The sequence below is a fragment of the Amorphus suaedae genome (assembly GCF_053629675.1).
This window is the reverse complement of sequence record NZ_JBRJIT010000001.1, coordinates 1,288,340-1,308,438: the sequence shown is the minus strand read 5'-3', so window position 1 is coordinate 1,308,438 and position 20,099 is coordinate 1,288,340. Positions and strand designations below refer to the sequence as shown.

Annotated in this window: 20 protein-coding genes; 6 read left to right on the top strand and 14 right to left on the bottom strand. The window is 68.7% G+C overall.

Annotated features, from left to right (window positions below):
• Positions 1 to 130 precede the first annotated feature (130 nt).
• From AB7M35_RS05865 to AB7M35_RS05855, 3 genes are all read right to left on the bottom strand, one after another.
• Positions 131 to 1,624, bottom strand: coding sequence for a UbiD family decarboxylase (locus tag AB7M35_RS05865; RefSeq protein WP_453958006.1), 1,494 nt, complete (start codon positions 1,622 to 1,624; stop codon positions 131 to 133).
• Positions 1,625 to 1,760: 136 nt separating this feature from the next.
• On the bottom strand, positions 1,761 to 3,860 hold the full coding sequence (locus tag AB7M35_RS05860) for an acetate--CoA ligase family protein (protein WP_453958004.1): 2,100 nt from the start codon (positions 3,858 to 3,860) through the stop codon (positions 1,761 to 1,763).
• 5 nt (positions 3,861 to 3,865) lie between these two features.
• On the bottom strand, positions 3,866 to 4,720 hold the full coding sequence (locus AB7M35_RS05855; protein WP_453958002.1) for a p-hydroxycinnamoyl CoA hydratase/lyase: 855 nt from the start codon (positions 4,718 to 4,720) through the stop codon (positions 3,866 to 3,868).
• Positions 4,721 to 4,771: 51 nt separating this feature from the next.
• On the opposite strand from AB7M35_RS05855, the gene AB7M35_RS05850 reads away from it, so the two are divergent.
• Entirely contained in the window at positions 4,772 to 5,233 is a 462-nt protein-coding gene (locus AB7M35_RS05850; protein WP_453958001.1) for a MarR family winged helix-turn-helix transcriptional regulator, read from the top strand.
• A 272-nt stretch (positions 5,234 to 5,505) separates the two neighbouring features.
• Here AB7M35_RS05850 and AB7M35_RS05845 read toward each other — a convergent pair whose 3' ends face one another.
• Entirely contained in the window at positions 5,506 to 7,059 is a 1,554-nt protein-coding gene (locus tag AB7M35_RS05845) for a winged helix-turn-helix domain-containing tetratricopeptide repeat protein (protein ID WP_453958000.1), read from the bottom strand.
• A gap of 131 nt (positions 7,060 to 7,190) precedes the next feature.
• Here AB7M35_RS05845 and AB7M35_RS05840 point away from each other — a divergent pair, with 131 nt between their 5' ends.
• The 3 genes from AB7M35_RS05840 (at position 7,191) to AB7M35_RS05830 (ending at position 9,186) form a co-directional block, all read left to right on the top strand.
• On the top strand, positions 7,191 to 7,793 hold the full coding sequence (locus tag AB7M35_RS05840) for a DUF1326 domain-containing protein (RefSeq protein WP_453957999.1): 603 nt from the start codon (positions 7,191 to 7,193) through the stop codon (positions 7,791 to 7,793).
• Entirely contained in the window at positions 7,793 to 8,587 is a 795-nt protein-coding gene (locus AB7M35_RS05835) for a DUF2182 domain-containing protein (RefSeq protein ID WP_453957997.1), read from the top strand. Before AB7M35_RS05840 ends, AB7M35_RS05835 begins: the two co-directional genes overlap by 1 nt.
• Positions 8,588 to 8,751: 164 nt before the next feature.
• Positions 8,752 to 9,186 carry a pyridoxamine 5'-phosphate oxidase family protein gene (locus AB7M35_RS05830; RefSeq protein WP_453957996.1) on the top strand — a complete coding sequence of 145 codons (435 nt, stop codon included), beginning with the start codon at positions 8,752 to 8,754 and terminating at the stop codon, positions 9,184 to 9,186.
• Positions 9,187 to 9,297: 111 nt separating this feature from the next.
• On the opposite strand, the gene AB7M35_RS05825 is transcribed toward AB7M35_RS05830, so the two are convergent.
• The 4 genes from AB7M35_RS05825 to AB7M35_RS05810 form a co-directional block, all read right to left on the bottom strand.
• Positions 9,298 to 10,257 carry an ABC transporter substrate-binding protein gene (locus tag AB7M35_RS05825; protein WP_453960625.1) on the bottom strand — a complete coding sequence of 320 codons (960 nt, stop codon included), beginning with the start codon at positions 10,255 to 10,257 and terminating at the stop codon, positions 9,298 to 9,300.
• A gap of 119 nt (positions 10,258 to 10,376) precedes the next feature.
• A complete protein-coding gene (locus tag AB7M35_RS05820) occupies positions 10,377 to 11,165 on the bottom strand; it encodes an ABC transporter permease (protein ID WP_453957994.1) in 789 nt (262 codons plus the stop codon).
• Positions 11,162 to 11,986: an ABC transporter ATP-binding protein gene (locus tag AB7M35_RS05815; protein WP_453957992.1), complete on the bottom strand. Its 825-nt coding sequence runs from the start codon at positions 11,984 to 11,986 to the stop codon at positions 11,162 to 11,164. The genes AB7M35_RS05820 and AB7M35_RS05815 overlap by 4 nt, the downstream gene beginning before the upstream one ends.
• A 336-nt stretch (positions 11,987 to 12,322) precedes the next feature.
• Positions 12,323 to 12,607 (bottom strand): putative quinol monooxygenase, encoded by a 285-nt coding sequence (locus AB7M35_RS05810; protein ID WP_453957990.1) that lies wholly within the window; start codon positions 12,605 to 12,607, stop codon positions 12,323 to 12,325.
• A gap of 272 nt (positions 12,608 to 12,879) precedes the next feature.
• Here AB7M35_RS05810 and AB7M35_RS05805 point away from each other — a divergent pair, with 272 nt between their 5' ends.
• Together AB7M35_RS05805 and AB7M35_RS05800 are read left to right on the top strand one after the other, a co-directional pair.
• Positions 12,880 to 14,256 carry a CoA transferase gene (locus tag AB7M35_RS05805; protein WP_453957989.1) on the top strand — a complete coding sequence of 459 codons (1,377 nt, stop codon included), beginning with the start codon at positions 12,880 to 12,882 and terminating at the stop codon, positions 14,254 to 14,256.
• Between the two features lie 225 nt (positions 14,257 to 14,481).
• Positions 14,482 to 14,832: an ArsC family reductase gene (locus AB7M35_RS05800; protein ID WP_453957987.1), complete on the top strand. Its 351-nt coding sequence runs from the start codon at positions 14,482 to 14,484 to the stop codon at positions 14,830 to 14,832.
• A gap of 20 nt (positions 14,833 to 14,852) precedes the next feature.
• Here AB7M35_RS05800 and AB7M35_RS05795 read toward each other — a convergent pair whose 3' ends face one another.
• Genes AB7M35_RS05795 through AB7M35_RS05770 form a run of 6 tightly spaced genes read right to left on the bottom strand, consistent with a single transcriptional unit; the run spans position 14,853 to position 19,969 of the window.
• Complete coding sequence (locus tag AB7M35_RS05795) at positions 14,853 to 15,599, bottom strand: SDR family NAD(P)-dependent oxidoreductase (protein WP_453957985.1); 747 nt, start codon at positions 15,597 to 15,599, stop codon at positions 14,853 to 14,855.
• A 3-nt stretch (positions 15,600 to 15,602) separates the two neighbouring features.
• Entirely contained in the window at positions 15,603 to 16,256 is a 654-nt protein-coding gene (locus tag AB7M35_RS05790) for an isochorismatase family protein (RefSeq protein ID WP_453957983.1), read from the bottom strand.
• A 1-nt stretch (position 16,257) separates the two neighbouring features.
• Complete coding sequence (gene leuD, locus AB7M35_RS05785) at positions 16,258 to 16,872, bottom strand: 3-isopropylmalate dehydratase small subunit (RefSeq protein ID WP_453957982.1); 615 nt, start codon at positions 16,870 to 16,872, stop codon at positions 16,258 to 16,260.
• Complete coding sequence (leuC, locus tag AB7M35_RS05780; protein WP_453957981.1) at positions 16,869 to 18,284, bottom strand: 3-isopropylmalate dehydratase large subunit; 1,416 nt, start codon at positions 18,282 to 18,284, stop codon at positions 16,869 to 16,871. Before leuC ends, leuD begins: the two co-directional genes overlap by 4 nt.
• Positions 18,285 to 18,309: 25 nt before the next feature.
• Positions 18,310 to 19,173, bottom strand: coding sequence for an isocitrate lyase/PEP mutase family protein (locus AB7M35_RS05775; RefSeq protein WP_453957979.1), 864 nt, complete (start codon positions 19,171 to 19,173; stop codon positions 18,310 to 18,312).
• 46 nt (positions 19,174 to 19,219) lie between these two features.
• The gene (locus AB7M35_RS05770; protein WP_453957978.1) at positions 19,220 to 19,969 is read right to left on the bottom strand and encodes a maleate cis-trans isomerase family protein; all 750 of its coding nucleotides are present in this window, start codon (positions 19,967 to 19,969) and stop codon (positions 19,220 to 19,222) included.
• Positions 19,970 to 20,099: the final 130 nt, after the last annotated feature.

The window sequence follows — 20,099 nt, the reverse complement described above, 5'->3', positions numbered from 1 at the left end:
CATGGTTTCCGCGGCCTGCCCCCTGCGCGGGGTGTCGATGTCCGGCCGCCCGTTCGTGGTCTGGTGCCGACTTCTTGGTGTCGGTCTCCTTCGACCCGATACTTGCCTCAGTGCCGAAGGCGCGGATGCCTCAATCGGTCAGGATCCAGGCACCCGATTTGTCGCGGCCAAGCCGGCCGCTTTCGTGGAGGCTGTCGAAGACTGCGTAGATCTCCCGTCCGTCCCGGGTCTGGATCGCAGCCATCAGCTCGGCAAACGTCTTGGGACCGTCCTGGAGCGCGGCTTCCACGGAGGCGAAGCGGCGCCCCTCGATGACCGGGGGACGGGGAATCTGGGCTTCCATCGAGGCCGCGACCGAGCGCGGCATCGTGCAGTCGAATCCGGCCTTCGCTCCCACGCGCGCGCCGACGAGCGACGGATCGAGCGGGATCGTCCGCATGCCTTCCATCACCACGAAGTCCCGGTCCGCCTGGAACCGCGTGGCGAGCGCCCAGTCGCACTGCTCGCTGGAGAAGATGTCGATGTCCGGATCGTAGACGAAGGCATGCTTGATGTTCGCGAGCGAGGCGAGGGCGGCCGAGATCGCGTTCCGCGCCTCCCCCGGCACACGCTGGCGCAGGGAGATGCGGACGTTGCTCACGCCGCCCGACGAGGTCGTGGCGTGAACGTTGAGCGGCTCGCGGACGGCGGTTTCCAGCGCGCGCCACACGGTCACTTCGGTCCGCAGCGACATCAGTTGCGAGGCGTCGGTGCGGCCCAGGTGCGCGCCGGAAATCGTGGAGGTCTGGAAAATCGGATCGCGGCGATGGGTGATCGCGGTCAGGCGGAAGATCGGATTGATCTTCACGCCGCCGTAGTAGCCCATGAACTCGCCGTACGGCCCTTCGGGCGCAACGTAGCCGGCGCTGTCGAAGTACCCCTCCAGGATGCACTCCGCGTCGGCGGGAACCATCAGGTCGTTGGTCTGGCACTTGACCACCGGCATGTCCTCGCCGCGCAGCGAGGCCATCAGCCCGACCTCGTCCACGGGGATGCGCATGGTGGCGGCGACGTGATCGACCGGGTGCGAGCCGATGACGAAAGCGACGGGCAGATGCTCGCCGCGCTCGACGCATTTCTCGTAGATCGCCCTGAGGTCGCTCGGCGCGATGAGATCCACGCCGGCCTCTCTGCGGCCGCGGACCATCAGCCGCCGCATGCCGACATTGGTCATGCCGGTGCTCTGGTCCATCACGATGTCGGTGGAGGCGGAGACGTAGTTGCCGCCGTCCAAGCCGTGCTGCAGGTGGATCGGCAGCCGGCTGAAGTCGGCATCGTCGCCGGTCAGAACGACGTCCTGAACCGGCGCCTCGGCGGTGCCGACCTCGCGCGTCGCCTTCGGGTTCGCGAGCCGCGCATTGACTTCCCCGAGAAGTCCGTCGCCGGTCGTGTCGAAAGCAAGGGCAAGCAGGTCGCGGCTACCCGCGACGTTGCCCACGAGCTTCGCGCCCTCGGGTCCGACCTTGCTGAAGTAGACGGCGCGCTCGGCGCCGTCGAGATGTTGGGCTATGTCGGCGAGGTCGACGGGGCCATCGACGATGTCGAGCAGGCCCGCGGCGTGCGCCGCAGACAGAAACGACCGCATGTCATGCGCTGTTCCCCGGTTGTCGCGCTCGAACATCGATCCCTGCCTTTCACTGCCATTTGCCTGAAGGCCCGAACGGGTCTTCATGAGGTCGGTCGCCGGTGCGTCCCTCTCGAAACGCACCGTGCGCCGTCGACTATGCTTCCACGCTCACCAGGACATCGAGGATCGCGATCCGGTCGCGATAGAGCGCGAGCGGGTTCACCTCGATCTCGACGATGTCGGTGCGGTCGTGCAGCAGGGCGCCCAGCCTGGCCACGAACGCCGCCGCGCCGGCGACGTCGAGCGGCGGCAGGTTGCGGCCGCCCACGAGCATCGGCGCCGACCGCAGCCTGCGGATCTCCGCCTCGATCTCGGCGGGCGTCGCGTTGCCGGCGATCAGCCGGACGTCCTTCAGCGTTTCCGCCCAGACGCCGCCCATGCCGACCACGTGGACGATCCCCCACTGCGGGTCGCGTCGTGTGGCGATGATCAGCTCGGCGTCCGGCCGCGCGGCCTGCGGCTCGACGAGCAGCCCGTCGAGGGTCAGATCCGGTGCGTTCCTGGCCAGCGCCGACTGCATCTCGTCCCAGGACTGGGCGAATGTCTCCGGCCCGTCGATGCCGATCTTCACGCCGCCGACGTCGCTCTTGTGAGCGAGGAGATCGGCCTGCGCCTTGAGCACCACCGGGTAGCCGACGTCCTGGGCGGCGCGCAGTCCGGCCTCGATGTCCGTCGCGAGCACGAAATCGGCGATGTCGCAGCCCGCGTCCCGAAGTAGCGCCTTGCCCCTGGCTTCCGACAGCGTGCGGGTGGGGCGCGGTTCGCTCGGCGGGGTGATGACGAGCTCGGTCTGCGAGACCGCCTGCGTCTGCGCCATCCGCGCGAAGGCACGCAGGGCGCGCTCGGGGGAGCGGAAGAAGGGCGTCCGGCTGTCCGCCAGCTCGTCGAGGAATTCCTGCGGCATCGGATGTTCGTCGCCGAGCACCACATAGACCGCCGGTTTCTCCGCCGTCTCGAAGCGCGGCCGGAGGGACCGCCACTTGTTCATGATCTGCGCGGTCGATCCGCCCATCACGGCGACGACGACGGCGTCGACGCCCGGATCGGCCAGCAGCCGTTCCGTGGTGTCGCCGAACAGGTTCGGCTCCTTCATGCCCTGGGCGGTGATGTCGAGCGGATTGTCGACGGTGGCGAAGCTCGGGAGGATGGCCGTCAGGGCGTCGATGGTCGCGGGCTGCAGCGGGGCGATCGGCAGCCCGAGCGCATCGCAGAAATCGAGGGTGAAGCCGCGCACCGCGCCCGAGTTTGTCATCAGCGCCACGTTGGAGACCGCGGCGGACGGGTAGCGGTTGCAGATCGTCGCGATGTCGAAGAGCTCGTCGAACCCCTCGGCCAGGATCACCCCGGCCTTGCGGACGAACAGCTCCATCACCGCGTGATCGCCGGCAATCGCCCCAGTGTGGGACTTGGCGGCTTCGCGCGAGCGCTCGCTGCGCCCGGGATGCGTCAGGATGAGCGGCTTGCCGAGCTCGCGGGCGCGCAGCGCGGATTTCAGGAACAGGTCCGGCTTCTTCAGCTGCTCCACGAACACGGCCAGCTGCGAGACCTGGGGATCCTCCACCAGGTGGGCGATGACCTCTTCGACGGTGGTCACCGCCTCGTTGCCGGTCGATACGGCGTAGCTGACGGGCACCCCGCGCGACAGCAGGGCGATCCGCAGATTGCCCATCATCGCGCCGCTCTGCGTGATCACCGCGGCACCGGGACCGGTGGCCGGGGTGTATGCCAGCGGCTCGAAGGTGCCGGGGGTGTTGCGCAGGAAGTTCGCGAAGCCCATGCAGTTGGGCCCGAGCATGGCGATGCCCGCCTCGCGGGCAACCCTGGCGATCCGGTCCTGCGCGGCGCTGCCTTCTTCGCCGGTCTCCGCGAAGCCGGCCGAGAACAGGATGACCGAACCCACCTTGCGGCGGGCGCAGGCCTCGATCGCCTCCGGGACATGGACCGCGGGCACGATGAGCGCCACGAGGTCGATGTTCTCCGGAAGCTCGTCGATGGTCGCCACGCAGGGAATGCCAGAGATCTCGCTGTGCGAGGGGTTCACCAGGTGGATGTCACCGGTGAACCCGAAGCTCAGGAAGTTCTGCAGCACGTTCCCGCCGAGGGAAAACGGCTTCGGCGACGCGCCGACGATCGCGACCGAAGACGGGTTGAGAAGCCGTGCGACCCCGCCGGCCGGGAGAGAGGTGGCGACCATCCCGATCAGTCCTCCCTGCGATAGGCGCCGAGGCCGGGGCGATAGCTCTTTTCGTCGAGGAACTGGCTCATGCCCTTTTCCGCCCCGCGTTCCGGGTCGATGGCCGCGGTCTGCCCGTGCTTGGCCATCAGGTACTCGTTCGCGGTATCCCAGTTCATGGTGCGGACGTGGTGATAGGCGGACTTGGCGGCGCGAAGGACGACCGGGTTCTTCTCCTTCAGCTTCTCGGCGAGGGCGATCGTGCGGGCGCGCAGGTCGTCCTTCGGCACGGCGAAGTTGACCAGGCCCATCTCGGCGGCCTTGGTGCCGTCGAACGTGTCGCCCGTCATGATGTAGTAGAGGCAGTCGCGCTGGTTCATCACCATGGAGACCGACTTGGTGACGATGCCGGCCGGAATGATCCCCCAGTTGATCTCCGAGAGGCCGAAGGTGGCATCCTCGGACGCCAGCGCGAGATCGCAGGCGATCATGAACTGGAAGGCGCCGCCGAAGCACCAGCCGTTGACCATCGCGATGGTCGGCTTGGGGAAGTACATCATCCGCCGCCACTGCCACTGGGAGTTGGCGCGGTAGAGCCGCTCCCGCTCGATCGCCGGCCACGTGTCGGGGATGCGGAAATATTCCTTGAGATCCTGGCCGGCCGAGAACGCGTCGCCCGCTCCGGTGATCACCATCACCTTGGCTTCGTCGTTGCTCTCGACCTCGTCGAGGATGGCATTCATCTCCCGGACGATGCCGGGGCTGATGGCGTTGCGCTTGTCGGGGCGATTGAGCGTAACCCACGCGATGCCGTCGACGATTTCCAGGAGGGCATTCTCGCCGAAGGCGACATCTTTGGAGTTGCTATCTACGCTCGTCATGTATCAGATTCCCTTACATTTGTCATCCGTTGGATAACAGGAATCCTTATAATGTCAATCGACAACCTGTCGTTTCTCGACCGCCGCAACCTCCGTCCGAGAAGCGTCTTCCTGTTGTACATCACGGCGCACGCCATCCGGTCCAGAATCGAACAGGAACTCCGCCGGCTGAAGCTCACGGGGCTCCATTATTCGATCCTGTCGATGGTGCAGTCGAACGGATCCATGTCGTCGGCCGAGCTGTCGCGCCGCTTCTACGTGACGCCGCAAACGATGAACGGCACAATCCTGACGCTGGAGCGCAGGGGGCTTCTGGAGCGCCACCCGGCCCCCACGAACGCCCGGATTCGCTGCATCGATCTGACGCCCAAGGGCAGTGCGGTGGTCGAGGAGTGCGACGCGATGGTGGACGTCATCGAAGAGGAAGCCTTCTCGAGCCTCGACGATCTCGAACTGGCGATGCTGCGCAGGCTGACCTTTCGCGTCTTCGAGGGACAGAAATCGCGCGCGTGACGCAAGGACGTTCTCGGGCGTCGCTGATCTCCGTCGCGACGGGAGGCAGGCGGGGCCGGCATCGGCGGCCCGCTGCCCCCATCTGCCGACATCGCCCGCACCGGAATGACCGGCACGAGCTGTCGATGTCTTGTAAGGCTTACATATATGATCGGCGCGGGTAGCCTTGCGTGGCCGGCCTCACCATCATGTGCAGGAACGACCTGCAGGCCGAGGGCAGGGCGGTCATCATCGACTAGCGTGTCAGCGGTCCCGGTCCCGGGCCCGGGCGGTCACGCCTTGAGGCCGGCCTTGCGCAATCCCTCGATCAGATGGGCGAGGTCGTCGCCATGTGCATTCCATTTCAGCATCTCGTCCACCGGCGAGAGGCCTTCCCGCAGCGACTCGATGCGCGCCAGCGACGCGGCGGCCTCGGCGCGCCCGAGCTGGCCCAGCGCCGCCGCGCTCAGGATGTGGCTCCAGTAGAAGCCGGGCATTCCTATGCGCGCGACGTCGATCAGCACCGCCTCGTAGTCGCGCTGGTCGTAGTGATACCGGGCGTTGGCGAAGTGGTACCAGCCGGGATGCATCGGGTTCAGCAGCCGGGCCCGGTCTGAATACGCCACACCGCGCGCGTAGTCCCCGGCGAAGGTGAGGTAATGCCCGGCTTCGGCCAGGATCTCCGGGTCGTTCGGGTTGAGGTCCAGCGCCCGCTGCATTTCCGTCTCGAACGTGTCGTTCTCCTTGCGGAAGAAGTGCGTGATCGCGAGCCAGCAGCGGGCATAGGCGCTCTGCGGATCCAGCTCCGTCGCCCGTCGGGCGCTCGCCAGCGCCCGGTCCAGCGGGTCGGGGCGCGGATTGGCGCCGAAGCGGTATTCCGCCAGGTAGACGTTGGCCAGCAGGGCGTGCGCCTCCGCATAGGTCGGATCCAGCGCGACGGCGCGCTCCAGCAGGTCCCTGGCTTCGGCGTGCCGGGCGTCGTCGAGGCTGCTGGTGTAGCGCCGGGCCCGCAACAGGCAGTCGTAGGCGTCGAACTCGGGCGGCTTCTTCATCAGCGCCCGCGTCAGCCCGGTGTCCTGGATCTGGATGCCCAGGGCGGCCGCCACCATGCGGGTCATCTCGTCCTGGACGGCGAAGATGTCTGTGACCTGGCGATCGTAGCGCCCCGCCCACAGCATCACCCCCGTTTCGGCGTCGACGAGCTGCACCATGATGCGCAGCCGCCTTTCCTCGTTGCGGACGCTGCCGGAGACGATGAACCGCGCGCCCAGGTGCCGGGCGATGTCGAGCGGGGACATGTCGCTGGAGCGGAACTGGAAGGCGGTGCCCCCGGCAAACACCCGCAATTCCCGAAACAGGGTGAGGTTGCCGATCACGTCCTCGGTCATGCCGTCGCAGATATACTTGTCGGTCTCGGCGCTGGCGGGTTTGAACGGCAGCACCAGCAGGGTGGGGATCTGCGCCGCATCCGGGCGGGCGGGCGGGAGCGCCGGACGCGGGACGTCGGCCGCCGGCGGTTCTGAAACGGGGCGGCTTCCGGCGCAGTCCACCTCGGCCACGAACCGGATGCCGCGCCTCGGGATGGTGCGGACGCAGGTCTGCTCTGCCTTGCTGTCGCCCAGCACGGTGCGCAGCGCGAAAATCCGGCTGCTGATCGTGGTGTCGGCGACGGCGCGGCCCTGCCAGATGGCCTCGACGAGATCGTCCCGGCTGACGATCCGGTCGCGGTTCTCCACCAGGAACAGCAGCAGATTGAACACGAGCGGCTCGACCGGCAGCACCTCTCCGTCGCGGCGCAGTTCGAAGAGATCGGCATCCACAGCGAAGGGGCCGAATGTGTAGATCATCGCTCCTCCAATCCGCTCGTGACACAAAAACCATGCGTTCCGAAGGAATTCAGGATGACCTCGGCAAGCGACGATGTCGACCACCAAGTATCGTGAGGGACAATTTCAGCTCAACCACAAGGAGAATGCTGATGTCCTGGTCCCTCGACGGCACCTATTTTGAAAGCTGCAACTGCGATACCGCCTGCCCCTGTCTGTTTCTCAGTCCGCCGACGCAGGACGATTGCACGGCCCTCGTCGGCTGGCACATCGATAAGGGCGAACTCGACGGTCTCTCGCTGGCCGGCCTCAACGTCGCCCTGGCCGTCCACTCCGAAGGCCCGATGCCGACGACGCAGTGGACCGTGGCCGTCTATGTCGACGACCGCGCCAGCGAGGCCCAGAACGCGGCGCTCATGCAGATCTTCGGCGGTCAGGCGGGCGGGCATCCGGCGCGGCTCGCCACCCACATCGGCAAGATCGCCGGCGTGCGCCAGGTGCCGATCGAGTTCACCATCGAGGGCGGGCGCCACAGCCTGAAGATCCCCGACATCGCCGACGTGGCGATCGAGCCCTTCCTCGGCCAGGGCGATGCGCCCGTCACCGTCCAGGGGCATCCGCTGTGCATCGCGCCGGGCTTTCCGGGCACGATCGCGAAGAGCAGCCACCTGAACTACTCCGATCACGGCATGACCTGGTCGCTCACGGACCGGACCGGCGTGTTCTCCCCGTTCTCCTACTCGGATCGGGTCTGATGGGCGCCGCGGCTCCCCTCGCGGCGGCGCGCGTGGCGCCGCGGCGGCTCGCGGTGCTGCTGGCCATTCCGGTGGCGGCCGCGGTTCTCTCCTGGGTCTGGCTCGCCCAGATGATCGGCGACATGTCCGCGATCCCGGGCATGTCGTCGATGATGATGGCACCGCGCGCCATCACCGCCGGCATCGTCGTCGGGCTGTTCGTCATGTGGGCGGTCATGATGGCGGCGATGATGCTGCCGACGGCGGGCCCGATGATCCTGGCCTATGCACGGATGCAGGCGAGCGACCGGGCCGCCGGCCGCGGCTGGATGCCCGTCGCGGCCTTCGCGCTCGGATACGTGGTCGTCTGGTCCGGCTTCAGCCTCGCGGCCGCCGGCCTCCAGGCGGTCCTCACGTCGCTCGCGCTGATGTCGCCGATGGTGATGGAGGCGGCGGCGCCGGTATCGGGGGCCATCCTGGTCGGGGCGGGGCTCTACCAGTTCACGCCGCTGAAAATGGCGTGCCTGCGGCTCTGCCGGTCGCCGCTGAGCTTCCTGATGACCCGTTGGCGCCCCGGCACGCCGGGCGCGCTGCGCATGGGGCTGAGCCACGGGACCTACTGCGTGGGCTGTTGCTGGGCGATGATGGCGGTGCTGTTCGCCGTCGGGGTCATGAACACCGCCTGGATCGTCGGGCTCACCGGCGTCGTGCTCCTGGAAAAGGTCGCCGGCCCGGGCAGCCTGGTGTCGCGGGCGATCGGCGTCGGGCTGATCGGCCTCGGCGCGTCGGCTCTGCTGCGGACGGCGGGCATCTGAGCCCGTGCGGGCGCAAGGGGCGCGACGGCACGGCGGCGCCGTCGCGCCGCGTCGGGCCTTCAAGCCATTCTTTCGCGTCTCCGGAACTCCTGACCGTTTCGGCGCTTCCCATACCTCAGCCAAGCCGCTGGAACGGGTGGCATTGCGAGGATGAGGAGACCGACATGACGGAAATGACGCTTGCGGACGTGGCGAAGGAAATGCGCGACATCGACATCGCGATGCTGTCGACGCGCACCCAGAACGGCGCCATCGCCGCGCGCCCGATGAGCAACAACCGCGACGTGGAGTACGACGGCGACAGCTACTTCTTCACCTCCCAGCGGACCCGGACGATCGAGGACATCGAGCGCACGCCGGACGTCGGCCTCTCCTATGTCGGATCCAAGGGGATCCTGAGCCGGGGCCGCGTGTTCATCTCCATCGAGGGCAAGGCCGAACTGATCCGCGACCGCGCCGCGTTCAAGGACCACTGGACCAAGGATCTCGACGAGTGGTTCCCGAATGGCGTCGACACGCCGGGGATCGTGCTGATCAAGGTCCACGCCAGCCGGATCCACTACTGGAACGGCATGGAAGAGGGCGAGATCAACGTCTGAGGACCGTCGTCGGCCGCCCGTGCGGCCGGGCAGGAGCTCCGTACCGGACTGACAAAAAAAGGGGGCCCATCGGGCCCCCTTTCGTTTGCGCGGTGAGCAGCCGGGCGGCTGCTACTGCGCGTTGGCCTTTTCCACGAACTCGTTCGTGTAGGTGTCGGTGATCTCGATGTTGGCGGCGGCGACCGCCGGATCGCCGGCGCTGAACACCTTCAGCACCGCTTCGGCGCCCTTCGGGTCCATCATGCCGGTCTCGGAGAACATCGGCAGCGTGTTCTTCAGGGCCGCGAGGTAGCCTTCCTTGTCGTTGCCGACCATTTCCTCCGGCATCTTCTCCATGATCTCTTCCGGCGAATGGCTGTGGATCCACTTCAGCGTGGCCACGACGGCATTCGCCAGCGCCTGGGATTCCTCCGGATGCTCCTCGATCCAGGTGGCCTTGGTGTAGATCGCACCGCCCGGATAGTCGCCGCCGAACACGGCGCGCGTGTCCTTCTCGGTCCGCGTGTCGGTGAGGATCTTCAGGTCCGGGTACTTGGTCTGCAGCAGGGTGACGGCCGGATCCAGCATCACGGCGGCGTCGATCTGGCCCTGCTCCATGGCGGCAATCGCCGTGCCGCCGAGGCCCACGCCGATTACGGCGGCGTCGTCGCGCTCGAGGCCGGCCTGCTGGAGCTCGTACTTCAGGAAGTAGTCGGTCGACGAACCCGGCGCGCTGATGCCCACCGTCTTGCCCTTCAGGTCGGCGACGGAGTTGATCTTGCCGGTCTGGTTCGGGGACACGACGATGACCAGGCCCGGGTAGCGGTCATAGACGACGATCGCCTTGAGCTGCTGGCCCTTGGCGGCAAGCGCGACGGTGTGGTCGAAGTAGCCCGACACCACGTCGGCGCTGCCGCCGATGACGGCCTTCAGCGCCTGCGACCCGCCCTTGAAGTTGACCAGCTCGACGTCGAGGCCGGCCTTCTCGAAATTGCCGAGCTGCTTGGTCAGCACGGTCGGCAGGTAGCACAGGCAGCCGGCGCCACCGATGGCGAGCGTCACCTTCGACTGGGCGGCGGCGGCGCCACCCATCGTCACCACGGCAGCCGCCACGGCGATCAATTTTCCGATTGTTTTCACGTTGATTCCTCCCTTTGAACACGATGTCGTCCGGTCGACTTTAGGATCGGACGACGGGAAATCCACCCATTCTACCGGTGGGTCTGGCCCGGCTCGGGCCGCCAGACGAGCAGTCGGCGCTCGACCAGGGTGACACCGAAGTCGATGACCAGCACGAATGCCGCGAGCACGAACATGCCCGCGAACACGCCGGCCACGTCGAACATGCCTTCGGCCTGCTGGATCAGGTAGCCGAGGCCGGCGGCCGACCCGAGATACTCGCCGACGACCGCGCCCACCACCGCGAACCCGATCGAGGTGTGCAGCGACGAGAACACCCAGGACATCGCCGACGGCATGTAGACGTGGCGCAGGAGCTGGCGCTCGTTCATGCCCAGCATGCGGGCGTTCGACAGCACCGTGCGGTCCACCTCCTTCACGCCCTGGTAGACGTTGAAGAAGACGATGAAGAACACCAGCGTGAATCCGAGTGCCACCTTCGACCAGATTCCGAGGCCGAACCACAGCGTGAAGATCGGCGCCAGCACGACGCGGGGCAGGGCGTTGGCGCCCTTCACATAAGGGTCGAACACGGCGGCCAGGCGCGGCTGGCGGGCGAACCAGAAGCCGATGATGATCGCCGCGACCGCGCCGATGACGAAGGCGAGGGCGGCTTCCAGGAGCGTGATCCAGAGGTGGTACCAGATGGTGCCGGCGGCGAACCAGTCCCAGATCTGCCGGGCCACGTCGATGGGCGTGGAGAAGAAGAAGGCGGTCTGCGAGGGGTCGCCGACGAGGTCGGTGCTCGACACCACGTACCAGGCGGCGATCGTGATCACCGCCACCCCGATCTGGAGCGTGACGAGAAGGGTGCGGTTCATTCGCTGTCTCCCACGGACATGCCGGGATAGGCCTTCAGCACTTCCTTCTTCAGCAAGTGCCAGATGTCGCGATGCAGGGCCTGGAACTCGGGCTCGAGCTTGATCTCGCCGATGTCGCGCGGCCGCTCGAGCGTGATCGGAAAGTCGCCGATGATGCGCGCGGCGGGGCCGGTCGACATGATGACGACCCGGTCGGACAGCGAGATGGCCTCCTCCAGATCGTGGGTGACGAACAGCACGGCCTTGCGGTTTTCCGACCAGAGCCGAAGCAACAGGTCGCCCATGATCAGCCGGGTCTGCGCGTCCAGCGGTCCGAACGGCTCGTCCATCAGGATGATTTCGGGATCGCGGATCAGCACCTGCGCCAGGGCGACGCGCTTGCGCTGGCCACCGGAGAGCATGTGCGGATAGCGCTCCGCGAAGGATTCCAGCCCGACGCGCTTGAGCCAGGCCAGCGCCTGGGCGCGGGCGTCGGCGCGGCGCACGCCGTTGATCTCCAGCCCGATGGCGACGTTCTCGATCGCCGTCTTCCAGGGCATCAAAGCGTCCTGCTGGAAGAGGTATCCGGCCTTCTCGTTGAGCCCGGGGATGTGCGAGCCGAAGATCTCGACGGTGCCGTTCGCGGGATTGAGCAGGCCGGCGGCGGCGTTGAGGAGCGTCGACTTTCCACAGCCCGTCGGGCCGACGATCGCCACGAACTCGCCCGCCCCGACGGTCAGGTCGACGTTCTCCACCGCGCGGAAGACCTTGCCGCCCGCCACATCGAATTCGATGGCGATGTCGGTGAAGCGAACCGCCTCGTCCTGAGGGTGCGGCGTCATATTTCCGGCGTCCTCCGGTTCGTTGCCCGCGGTTGCCCGCATCCTTGGTGCCCCCTGTTCCTCGGCCGCTTTCTGTCGCTCGGCCGTCCGGCTCGATCGGAAGCGGCCCTGGCGGCCGCTGCGACCGGCTCGCCCGCCGTCGGCGGGCCATACATGGCAGAAATTCTCTCGTGCGTCGCGTTCGGGTGCCCGGCCGGTTCCCTTGCTGTCCCGGGACGGGAATCCATGGCTACGTCATGCAACGGACCGGTGCTTCGGCTCAAGGGTGGTCGTGAGGGAAATGCCGCTCGGCCTGATCGCGGGCATGGAGGCCAGCCCGCGCGGGTGGCGCAACTGTCAGATCCGGGTGTCCCAGGTCACGATGGTGATCTTGCGCCGATAGGGCGCCACGTCCTTGTCGAATGACTTGAAGTGGTCGGATGCGAGGTGCGCGTCGAAGTCCTCGCGGCTCTTGTAGGTCTCGTAGAGGAAGACCGCCCCCGGCTGGCCGTGCTCGCACCAGACATCGAACCTGTTGCACCCCGCTTCCTTCCGGCTGTCCTTGGCAAAGGCGCGGACGCGCTCGACGAACGGATCGTGGTGCTCGGGTGCGACTTCGAACGTGACGCAGGCACAGAACATGTTCGGTCCCTCGGTATTGGTGTTCGGCGAATGGCTTTCCTGCTCGGCGGTTCTGTGGCGGAGAAACCCGGGGCGCGCTCCCCGCACCCAAGGCATGTGGGAGACGATCGAACTCAACCGTCTCGGGTTGAAGATAGCTTTACACCGGCGGCTCATGAAAGCCCGGAACGTCGCGGGCGGCGTCGAATGTCGCTAAAGCAGGAGTCTGCACCAGGCCTTGCCCGGCGGAATCGCGGTCGGTCAGGCGGGCGAAACGCAAGGGAGACGCGAGGATGACCGATCGGCGAACGCCCACGGGTCTGCCGCTCATCTGGTCCGCGCTGGCGCGCGACGGAGATCGCCTGCCGCACGTCGGCGAGGCCGGTACCGGGGATCTGCCGTCCGTCTTCGCCGTCAGCGATCTGGCGTCGGCGACGGTGGGGGCACTGGGGGCGGCCCTGTCCGAATTCATGACGGACGAGGCGGGCGCGCCGCCGGCGGTGACGGTCGACCGCCGCCTGGCGTCCCTCTGGTTCGCGACGTCGATCCAGCCCGTGGGCTGGGAGCGCCCGTCGTCCTGGGACGCGGTGGCGGGCGACTATCGCGGCGCCGACGGCTGGATCCGCCTGCACACCAACGCGCCCCACCATCGGGACGCCGCCCTGTCGGTACTGGGTGTCGGCGCCGACCGCGACGAGGTCGCACGCGCGGTCGCGGGCTGGGAGATCACCGCGCTGGAGCAGGCCGTGGTCGCCGCCGGCGGCTGCGCGGCCGCCATGCGGACCCGCGCGGACTGGCTCGCCCATCCCCAGGGCGCGGCGGTCGCGGCCGAGCCGCTCGTCTGGCGCGAGGCAGGCACCGAGGGGCCCGGGCACGCCGCGGGGCCGGTGGCGGGCCGTCCGCTTTCGGGCATCCGCGTGCTCGATCTCACCCGCGTGCTGGCCGGCCCGGTCTCCACACGCTCGCTCGCCGGCTTCGGCGCCGACGTGCTGCGCATCGATCCGCCCTGGTGGGACGAGCCCGGCGTGTTGCCGGACGTGACGCTGGGCAAGCGCTGCGCGCGCCTCGACCTCGCCAGCCCCGAAGGTCGCAGCGTCCTCTCCGGGCTGCTGCGCGACGCCGACGTGCTCGTCCACGGCTACCGCTCCGACGCCCTTGCCCGGCTGGGCTTCGGACCGGAGGAGCGTCAGCGCATCCGGCCCGGCCTGGTCGACGTGTCGCTCGATGCCTACGGCTGGACCGGCCCGTGGGCGACACGGCGCGGCTTCGACAGCCTGGTGCAGATGAGCGCCGGCATCGCCGCGGAGGGCATGCGCGTCCGGCAGGCGGAGAAACCGACGCCGCTGCCGGTGCAGGCGCTCGACCATGGCGCCGGCTACCTGCTGGCCGCCTGCGCCGTGCGCGGCCTCACGCTGCGCCGCCGGACTGGGAAGGGCTCGATCTGGCGCACGTCGCTGGCGCGGGTGGCGGAACTGCTGGCCGCGCTTCCCGCCGCCCCGGACGCCGAGCCGATGCCGGCCATGGCGCCCGCCGACTTCGCCGCCGGCTCCGACGAGCAGACCGGCTGGGGGCCGGCGCGCCGCCTGCCGCCGCCGCTGGCGATCGCCGGCGCGCCCATGCGCTGGGAGCGGCCCGCCGGACCGCTGGGCACATCTCCGGCGGCGTGGTGAGCGTTTCCGCCTGTTTCGAACGGCGGCTCTCTTGAACCCGACATCCCTGGCGCCGGGCTGAGATGCCTCGGGGTAGGCCGCCGATTGCGGTGGCGGCCCAATTTTGGTCTATCCCGGCTGCGCGCCGCCGGCCCGGACCGGGAACGAGCGGGCGCGCCGGAATCGATCGGTCGAAGCAGGTTCAGGTCGCAGGATCTGAACGGGACAAGCGCAAGGGAGACGCGGGTGACGGTCACGGTCTACGGCATCAAGAACTGCGACACGATGAAGAAGGCTCGGTCCTGGCTCGACGGGCAGGGGATCGACTACGCCTTCCACGACTACAAGACCGCCGGGGCGTCGCCGGAGCTCCTGAAGGGCTGGGCGGACCAGGTCGGCTGGGAGGTGCTCCTCAACAAGGCCGGGATGACGTTCCGCAAGCTCGACGACGCGGCGAAGGCCGATCTCGACGAGGCGAAGGCGATCGCGCTGATGACCGCGCAGCCGTCGATGATCAAGCGGCCGGTTGTCGATGCCGGCGGCCGCCTGATCGTCGGCTTCAAGCCGGATGCCTACGCGGCCTTCTTCGCGGCCTGAGCACGCCCCGTCATCGCCCGTCAGGGCATGTAGGCGCCGCCGTTCACCCACAGCACCTGGCCGGTCATGTAGCGGCTGTCGGGTCCGAGCAGGAAGCCGATCGGGCCGACGACGTCGTCCGGCTGCGCCAGGCGCTTGAGCGGCAGGTTGGCGACGTACGCGTCGACCGGAATGTCCGGATCCGCCGCCTCGTCGGAGCGCCCGGTGCCGCCGCGCAGGAAGGCGGTGTCGACGGCGCCCGGCGCCACGACGTTGACGCGCACGGAAGGCGCCCATTCGAGCGCGAAGGTCTTGGCGAGCGCGATGACGCCGGCTTTTGACGCGGCGTAGGGGCCGTAGCCCGGCCGGATGTACTGGCCGAGGCCCGAGGCGATCAGCACCGCGCTGCCGCCGTCCGACAGCAGCGGCAGCACCGCTTTCGTCGACAGGAACAGGCCGCGCAGGTTCACCGAGATGATGTCGTCGAAATAGTCGGTGGGCGTCTCCGACAGCGGCCCGACCCGGTTGTTGTAGCCGGCGAGGTTCACGAACCCGTCGAGGCTCGGCCAGCGGGTCGACAGGTCGCGCGCCGCCTCGGCGATCGAGGCCTCGGAGTGGATGTCGACGGCGATCGCCGGGGTGTCGGGAGCGTGGCGCTCCAGCGAGTCGGCGAGGTCGAGGACGACGACCTCGTCTCCGTTGGCCAGAAGCGAGGCCACCAGCGCGCGGCCGATGCCGCCGGCCCCTCCGAGCACCGCGATCCGGCGGCCGGACATCTCGACTGCCATGGGTCAGCGCTCCCCGGCCCGTCTGGAGGCAAGGCTCGCGATGTGGGCGAGGATCTCCGCCTCGGAGACCACGTCGGCGTACTTGGCGTTCATGTCGAAGAGGTTGGCCTCGTGGGGCGCCTGGTGCCGGTCGCCGCAGGCGTCCGCCACCACGGTGGTGATGAAGCCGTGGGACATGGCGTCGATGCAGGAGGCGCGCACGCATCCGCTGGTGGTGAGCCCGCCCAGGATGACGTTGTCGATGCCCGCGGCGGTGAGGGTTGAGGCGAGCGAGGTGCCGAAGAAGGCGCTCGGATATTGCTTGGAGACGACGATCTCGTCGGGTTCGGGGACCAGCCCGTCGGCGAAGCGGGCCGTCGGCCGACCCTCAACGAACGCCTTCAGCGGCAGCGCCTTCTCGAAGAAGCGGCCGCCGTTGAGCCCGCCCTCCTGGTAGGTGACTTCGGTCAGCACGACGGGGATGCCGGCGGCCCGGGCGGCCTTGCGGATGCGCAGGGCCGATGCGAGGGCATCCTCCACGCCGGCGCCGCCGTAGAGATCGCAGTCGGGATCGAAGTAGGCGTGCGCGAAGTCGACCAGCACCAGCGCCGGCCGGCGTCCGAAGCCCACCTTGTTGGAGTAGGCGCGCTTGTAGTTCTCGGCGAGGTCTTCGGTCATGTCATCGGTCCTGAAACAGCCAGGGCTGGGCAACCCGGTGGCGGGCCTCGAACGTCTCGATGGCGTCCCCGTCCTCGCGGACGATGACGTCGGTCTCGTCCCAGCCGTTGAGAAGCATGGTCCGGTCGGCCTCGGCGATGTCGATGCCCGCCACCTTCTCTCCGTCGACCCGCAGCGTGCGCTGGTCAAGGTCCACCTCGAAGGTTTCGCCCGCCGCGGCGCGCGCGCCGAGGGCGGCGACCTGCTCCCGCGGCAGGGTGATGGTCAGGAGGCCGTTCTTCACGCAGTTGGCGGCGAAGATCTCGCCGAAGCTTGGCGCGATGACGCAGCCGATGCCGTGGCCGACCAGCGCCCAGACCGCCTGTTCGCGGCTGGAACCGCAGCCGAAGCCGTCGCCGGCGATCAGGATGCGCGCCTCGGCGAACGTCGGGTCGTCGAGGACGAAGCCCGGGCGCCGGTCACCCCGCGCGTCGAACCGGCGGTCGTGGAAGAGGTAGGGGCCGAGCCCGTCCCGATCCATCAGCAGCAGGAAGCGCGCCGGGAAGATCACGTCGGTGTCGACGTTGTCCTCCGGCAGGTGGGCGGCGCGCGAGCGGAGCGTCGTGAAGCCGGTCATGACGGGACTGCGTCCAGCGCGCGCACGTCGACGAGGTGGCCGGCGATCGCCGCCGCCGCCACCATCGCCGGGCTCATCAGGTGGGTGCGGCCGCCGATGCCCTGCCGCCCCTCGAAGTTGCGGTTGGAGGTCGACGCGCACCGCTCGCCGGGCGCGAGCCGGTCGCCGTTCATCGCCACGCACATGGAGCAGCCCGGCTGCCGCCATTCGAAGCCGGCGGCGAGGAACACCTCCGCCAGCCCTTCCTCTTCGGCGCGCGTCCGCACCGGCCCGGAACCGGGCACCACGATGGCGGTGACGCCCGGCGCCACGTGCCGGCCGCGCACGACGGCGGCGGCGGCGCGCAGGTCCTCCAGCCGGCCGTTGGTGCAGGAGCCGATGAACGCGTGGTCGATGGCGATCCGGTCGAGCGGCGTGCCTGCCTCCAGCCCCATGTAGGTGAGCGCCCGGCCGCGGCGCTCCCGGCGCTGGGCGTCCGGCTCGTCGGCGGGATCGGGCACCCGGCCGGTGATCGGCAGCGCGTCCTCGGGGCTGGTGCCCCAGGTGACGTGGGGCGCGAGGTCGGACACGTCGATCCGCTCGTGCCGGTCGTAGGCCGCGTCCGGATCGGGCGCGAGGGTGCGCCAGTAGGCGACCGCCTGGTCCCAGAGGTCGCCCGCCGGCGCCATCGGCAGGCCCTTCAGGAAGGCGAACGTGGTCTCGTCCGGCGCGACCAGGCCGACGCGCGCACCGCATTCGATGGTCATGTTGCAGAGGGTCATCCGCTCCGCCATCGACATGGCGGAGATCACCGGGCCGGCATATTCGATGGCGTAGCCCGCCGCGCCGTTGGCGCCGATCCGGCGGATGACGGCGAGCGCCACGTCCTTCGCCGACACCCACCGGCTGCGCGTGCCCGTCACCTCGACGCGCATCGTCTTCGACTTGCGCTGGCGGATGCACTGGGTGGCCATGATGATCCCGCACTCGCTGGCGCCGACGCCGAAGGCGAGGGTTCCGAAGGCTCCGTGCGTGGAGGTGTGGCTGTCGCCACAGGCCAACGTCGCGCCGGGCAGGGTGAAGCCCTGCTCGGGACCGATGATGTGGACGATGCCCTGGCGCGGATCGTCGAGGGCGATGAACGGGATGGCGTGGCGCGCCACGTTCTCGGCCAGGCGGTCGGTCTGGGCGCGCGCCTGGGCATCGGGGATCGGGCCGTCGCGCCCGCGCGTCGGCACCGCGTGGTCGGGCACCGCCAGGTTGGAGGCCGGGCGGCGGACCGAGCGCCCGCGCCCCTCGATCGCCAGGAACGACTGCGGCGTGCTCACCTCGTGCAGCAGGTGGCGATCCACGTAGATGAGCGCCGAGCCGTCGCAATAGTCGCGCACGACATGGCTCGACCAGAGCTTCTCGTAGAGCGTCGATCCGGTCATGGCGCCCTCCCGGCGTTGCCCGCGGTCAGTCCGCTTCGGCGTATTTCTCCTCGAACGCCCAGACGTCCTCGAAGCCGAGCAGCGTGTTGAACGCGGAGAAGTCGTAGAGGTCGATCCCGTCGCTGGTCTCGCCGTTCTCCTTGAGGTCGGCGTAGGCCTTCTGCAGAGCAGCCCCCATCGCCAGGAAGCCGACGGCCGGGTGGATGGCGACCGAGTAGCCGATCTCCTTCAGCCGCGCGGCGGAGAGCAGCGGCGTGCGGCCGCCGTTGACCATGTTGGCGAACAGCGGCGCGTCGATCTCGTCGGCGACACGGCGCATCTCGTCCTCGGACTCAGGCGATTCCACGAAGACGATGTCGGCGCCGGCCGCCGCGAAGGCCTTGCCCCGGCGGATCGCCTCGTCCAGCCCGAGGCCGGTGCGGGAATCCGTGCGGGCGATGATCAGGAAGTCGTCATTCCGGCGGCTGTCGACGGCGACCTCGATCTTGCGGACCATGTCGGCGAGCGGGATGACGCGCCGGTTCTTGGTGTGGCCGCACTTCTTCGGAAATTCCTGGTCTTCCATCTGGATCGCCGAGACGCCGGCGTCCTCGTAGCCGCGGATGGTGTGGCGCACGTTGAGCAGGCCGCCGTAGCCGGTGTCGGCATCGGCGATCACCGGGGTCTGCGTCCGCTGCACGATGGTGGCGATGCGCTCGATCATGTCGCGGTAGGTGGCGAGCCCCGCGTCCGGCAGGCCGAGATAGGACGCGACCGTGCCGTAGCCGGTCACGTACAGCGCCTGGAAGCCGATGCGGTCGGCGATCATCGCGGAGATCAGCTCGAACACGCCCGGGGCCAGCACGAGGTCGCCGGAGGTGATCGCGGCCTTGAGTTTGGGGTCAGCCATTCGTTGGTCCCTTTGTCTCTTCTGTCTGGGTGCTGCGGGGCTCGCGTCAGTGGAGCCGCAGCAGGGTTCCGAAGTCGTCGAAGCGGTCGTCGATGCCGGCCGCGCGCAGGCCGGCCCAGAACGTCGCCTGGTTGGAGGTGACCACCGGCACGCCGAGCTCCCCCTCCAGCACGGGCACGATCGGCAGCGTCGGCAGGTCGGTGCAGGTGATCAGCAGCGCGTCGCTGCCCGCCACGAAGGCGCCGCGCGCATGGTCGGTGACGGCCTGGAGCGTGGTCTCCGCGATCAGCGGATACTCCGACGGGCCGCCGGCGCCGATGCCGAGCCCGACGATCTTCTCCACCGCGGTGCCATGGTCGCGCAGGAAATGGGTCTCGTGCTGGTTGAGCGCCTCGGCGTAGGGGGTTGCCACCGACATGCGCACGGCACCGAGCGTCCTGAGCGCCGACACGATGGCGGCCGACGTCGTCACCACCGGCACGCCCGTCCGCTCGCTCAGCGTCTCGGGCAGGGCGTTGGCGGGCGAGATCATCGAGCCGGCGGTGCAGGCATAGGCGACCACGTCGACCCGCGCCTGCTTGAGGATCTCGATGACGGCCACCAGATCGGCGATGAGGGCGGCGCGGCCGGCCTCGCTGGCGGTGTCCGCGTGCAGCGGCATCCGGTGGGTGTGCACCGTCACGCCTTCCGGCACCATGCGGCTCCACTCGGCCTCGTTCACCGTGTTGGTCGGCGGAACGATCAGGCCGAGCTTGGCGCGGTAGCTGTAGGTGGACCTGTGTCGGGGGCCGGTCACGGCGGAATCCTTGCGGCGGAAGCGGTAAGTACGGACTATTTCCACAATCTCTTTCAAAATGTCCATACAATTCGCCGCGACGGCGCGGCCGGATCGCCTCCCTGCCTGCCAGATGGCCGCAGCGGCGCAC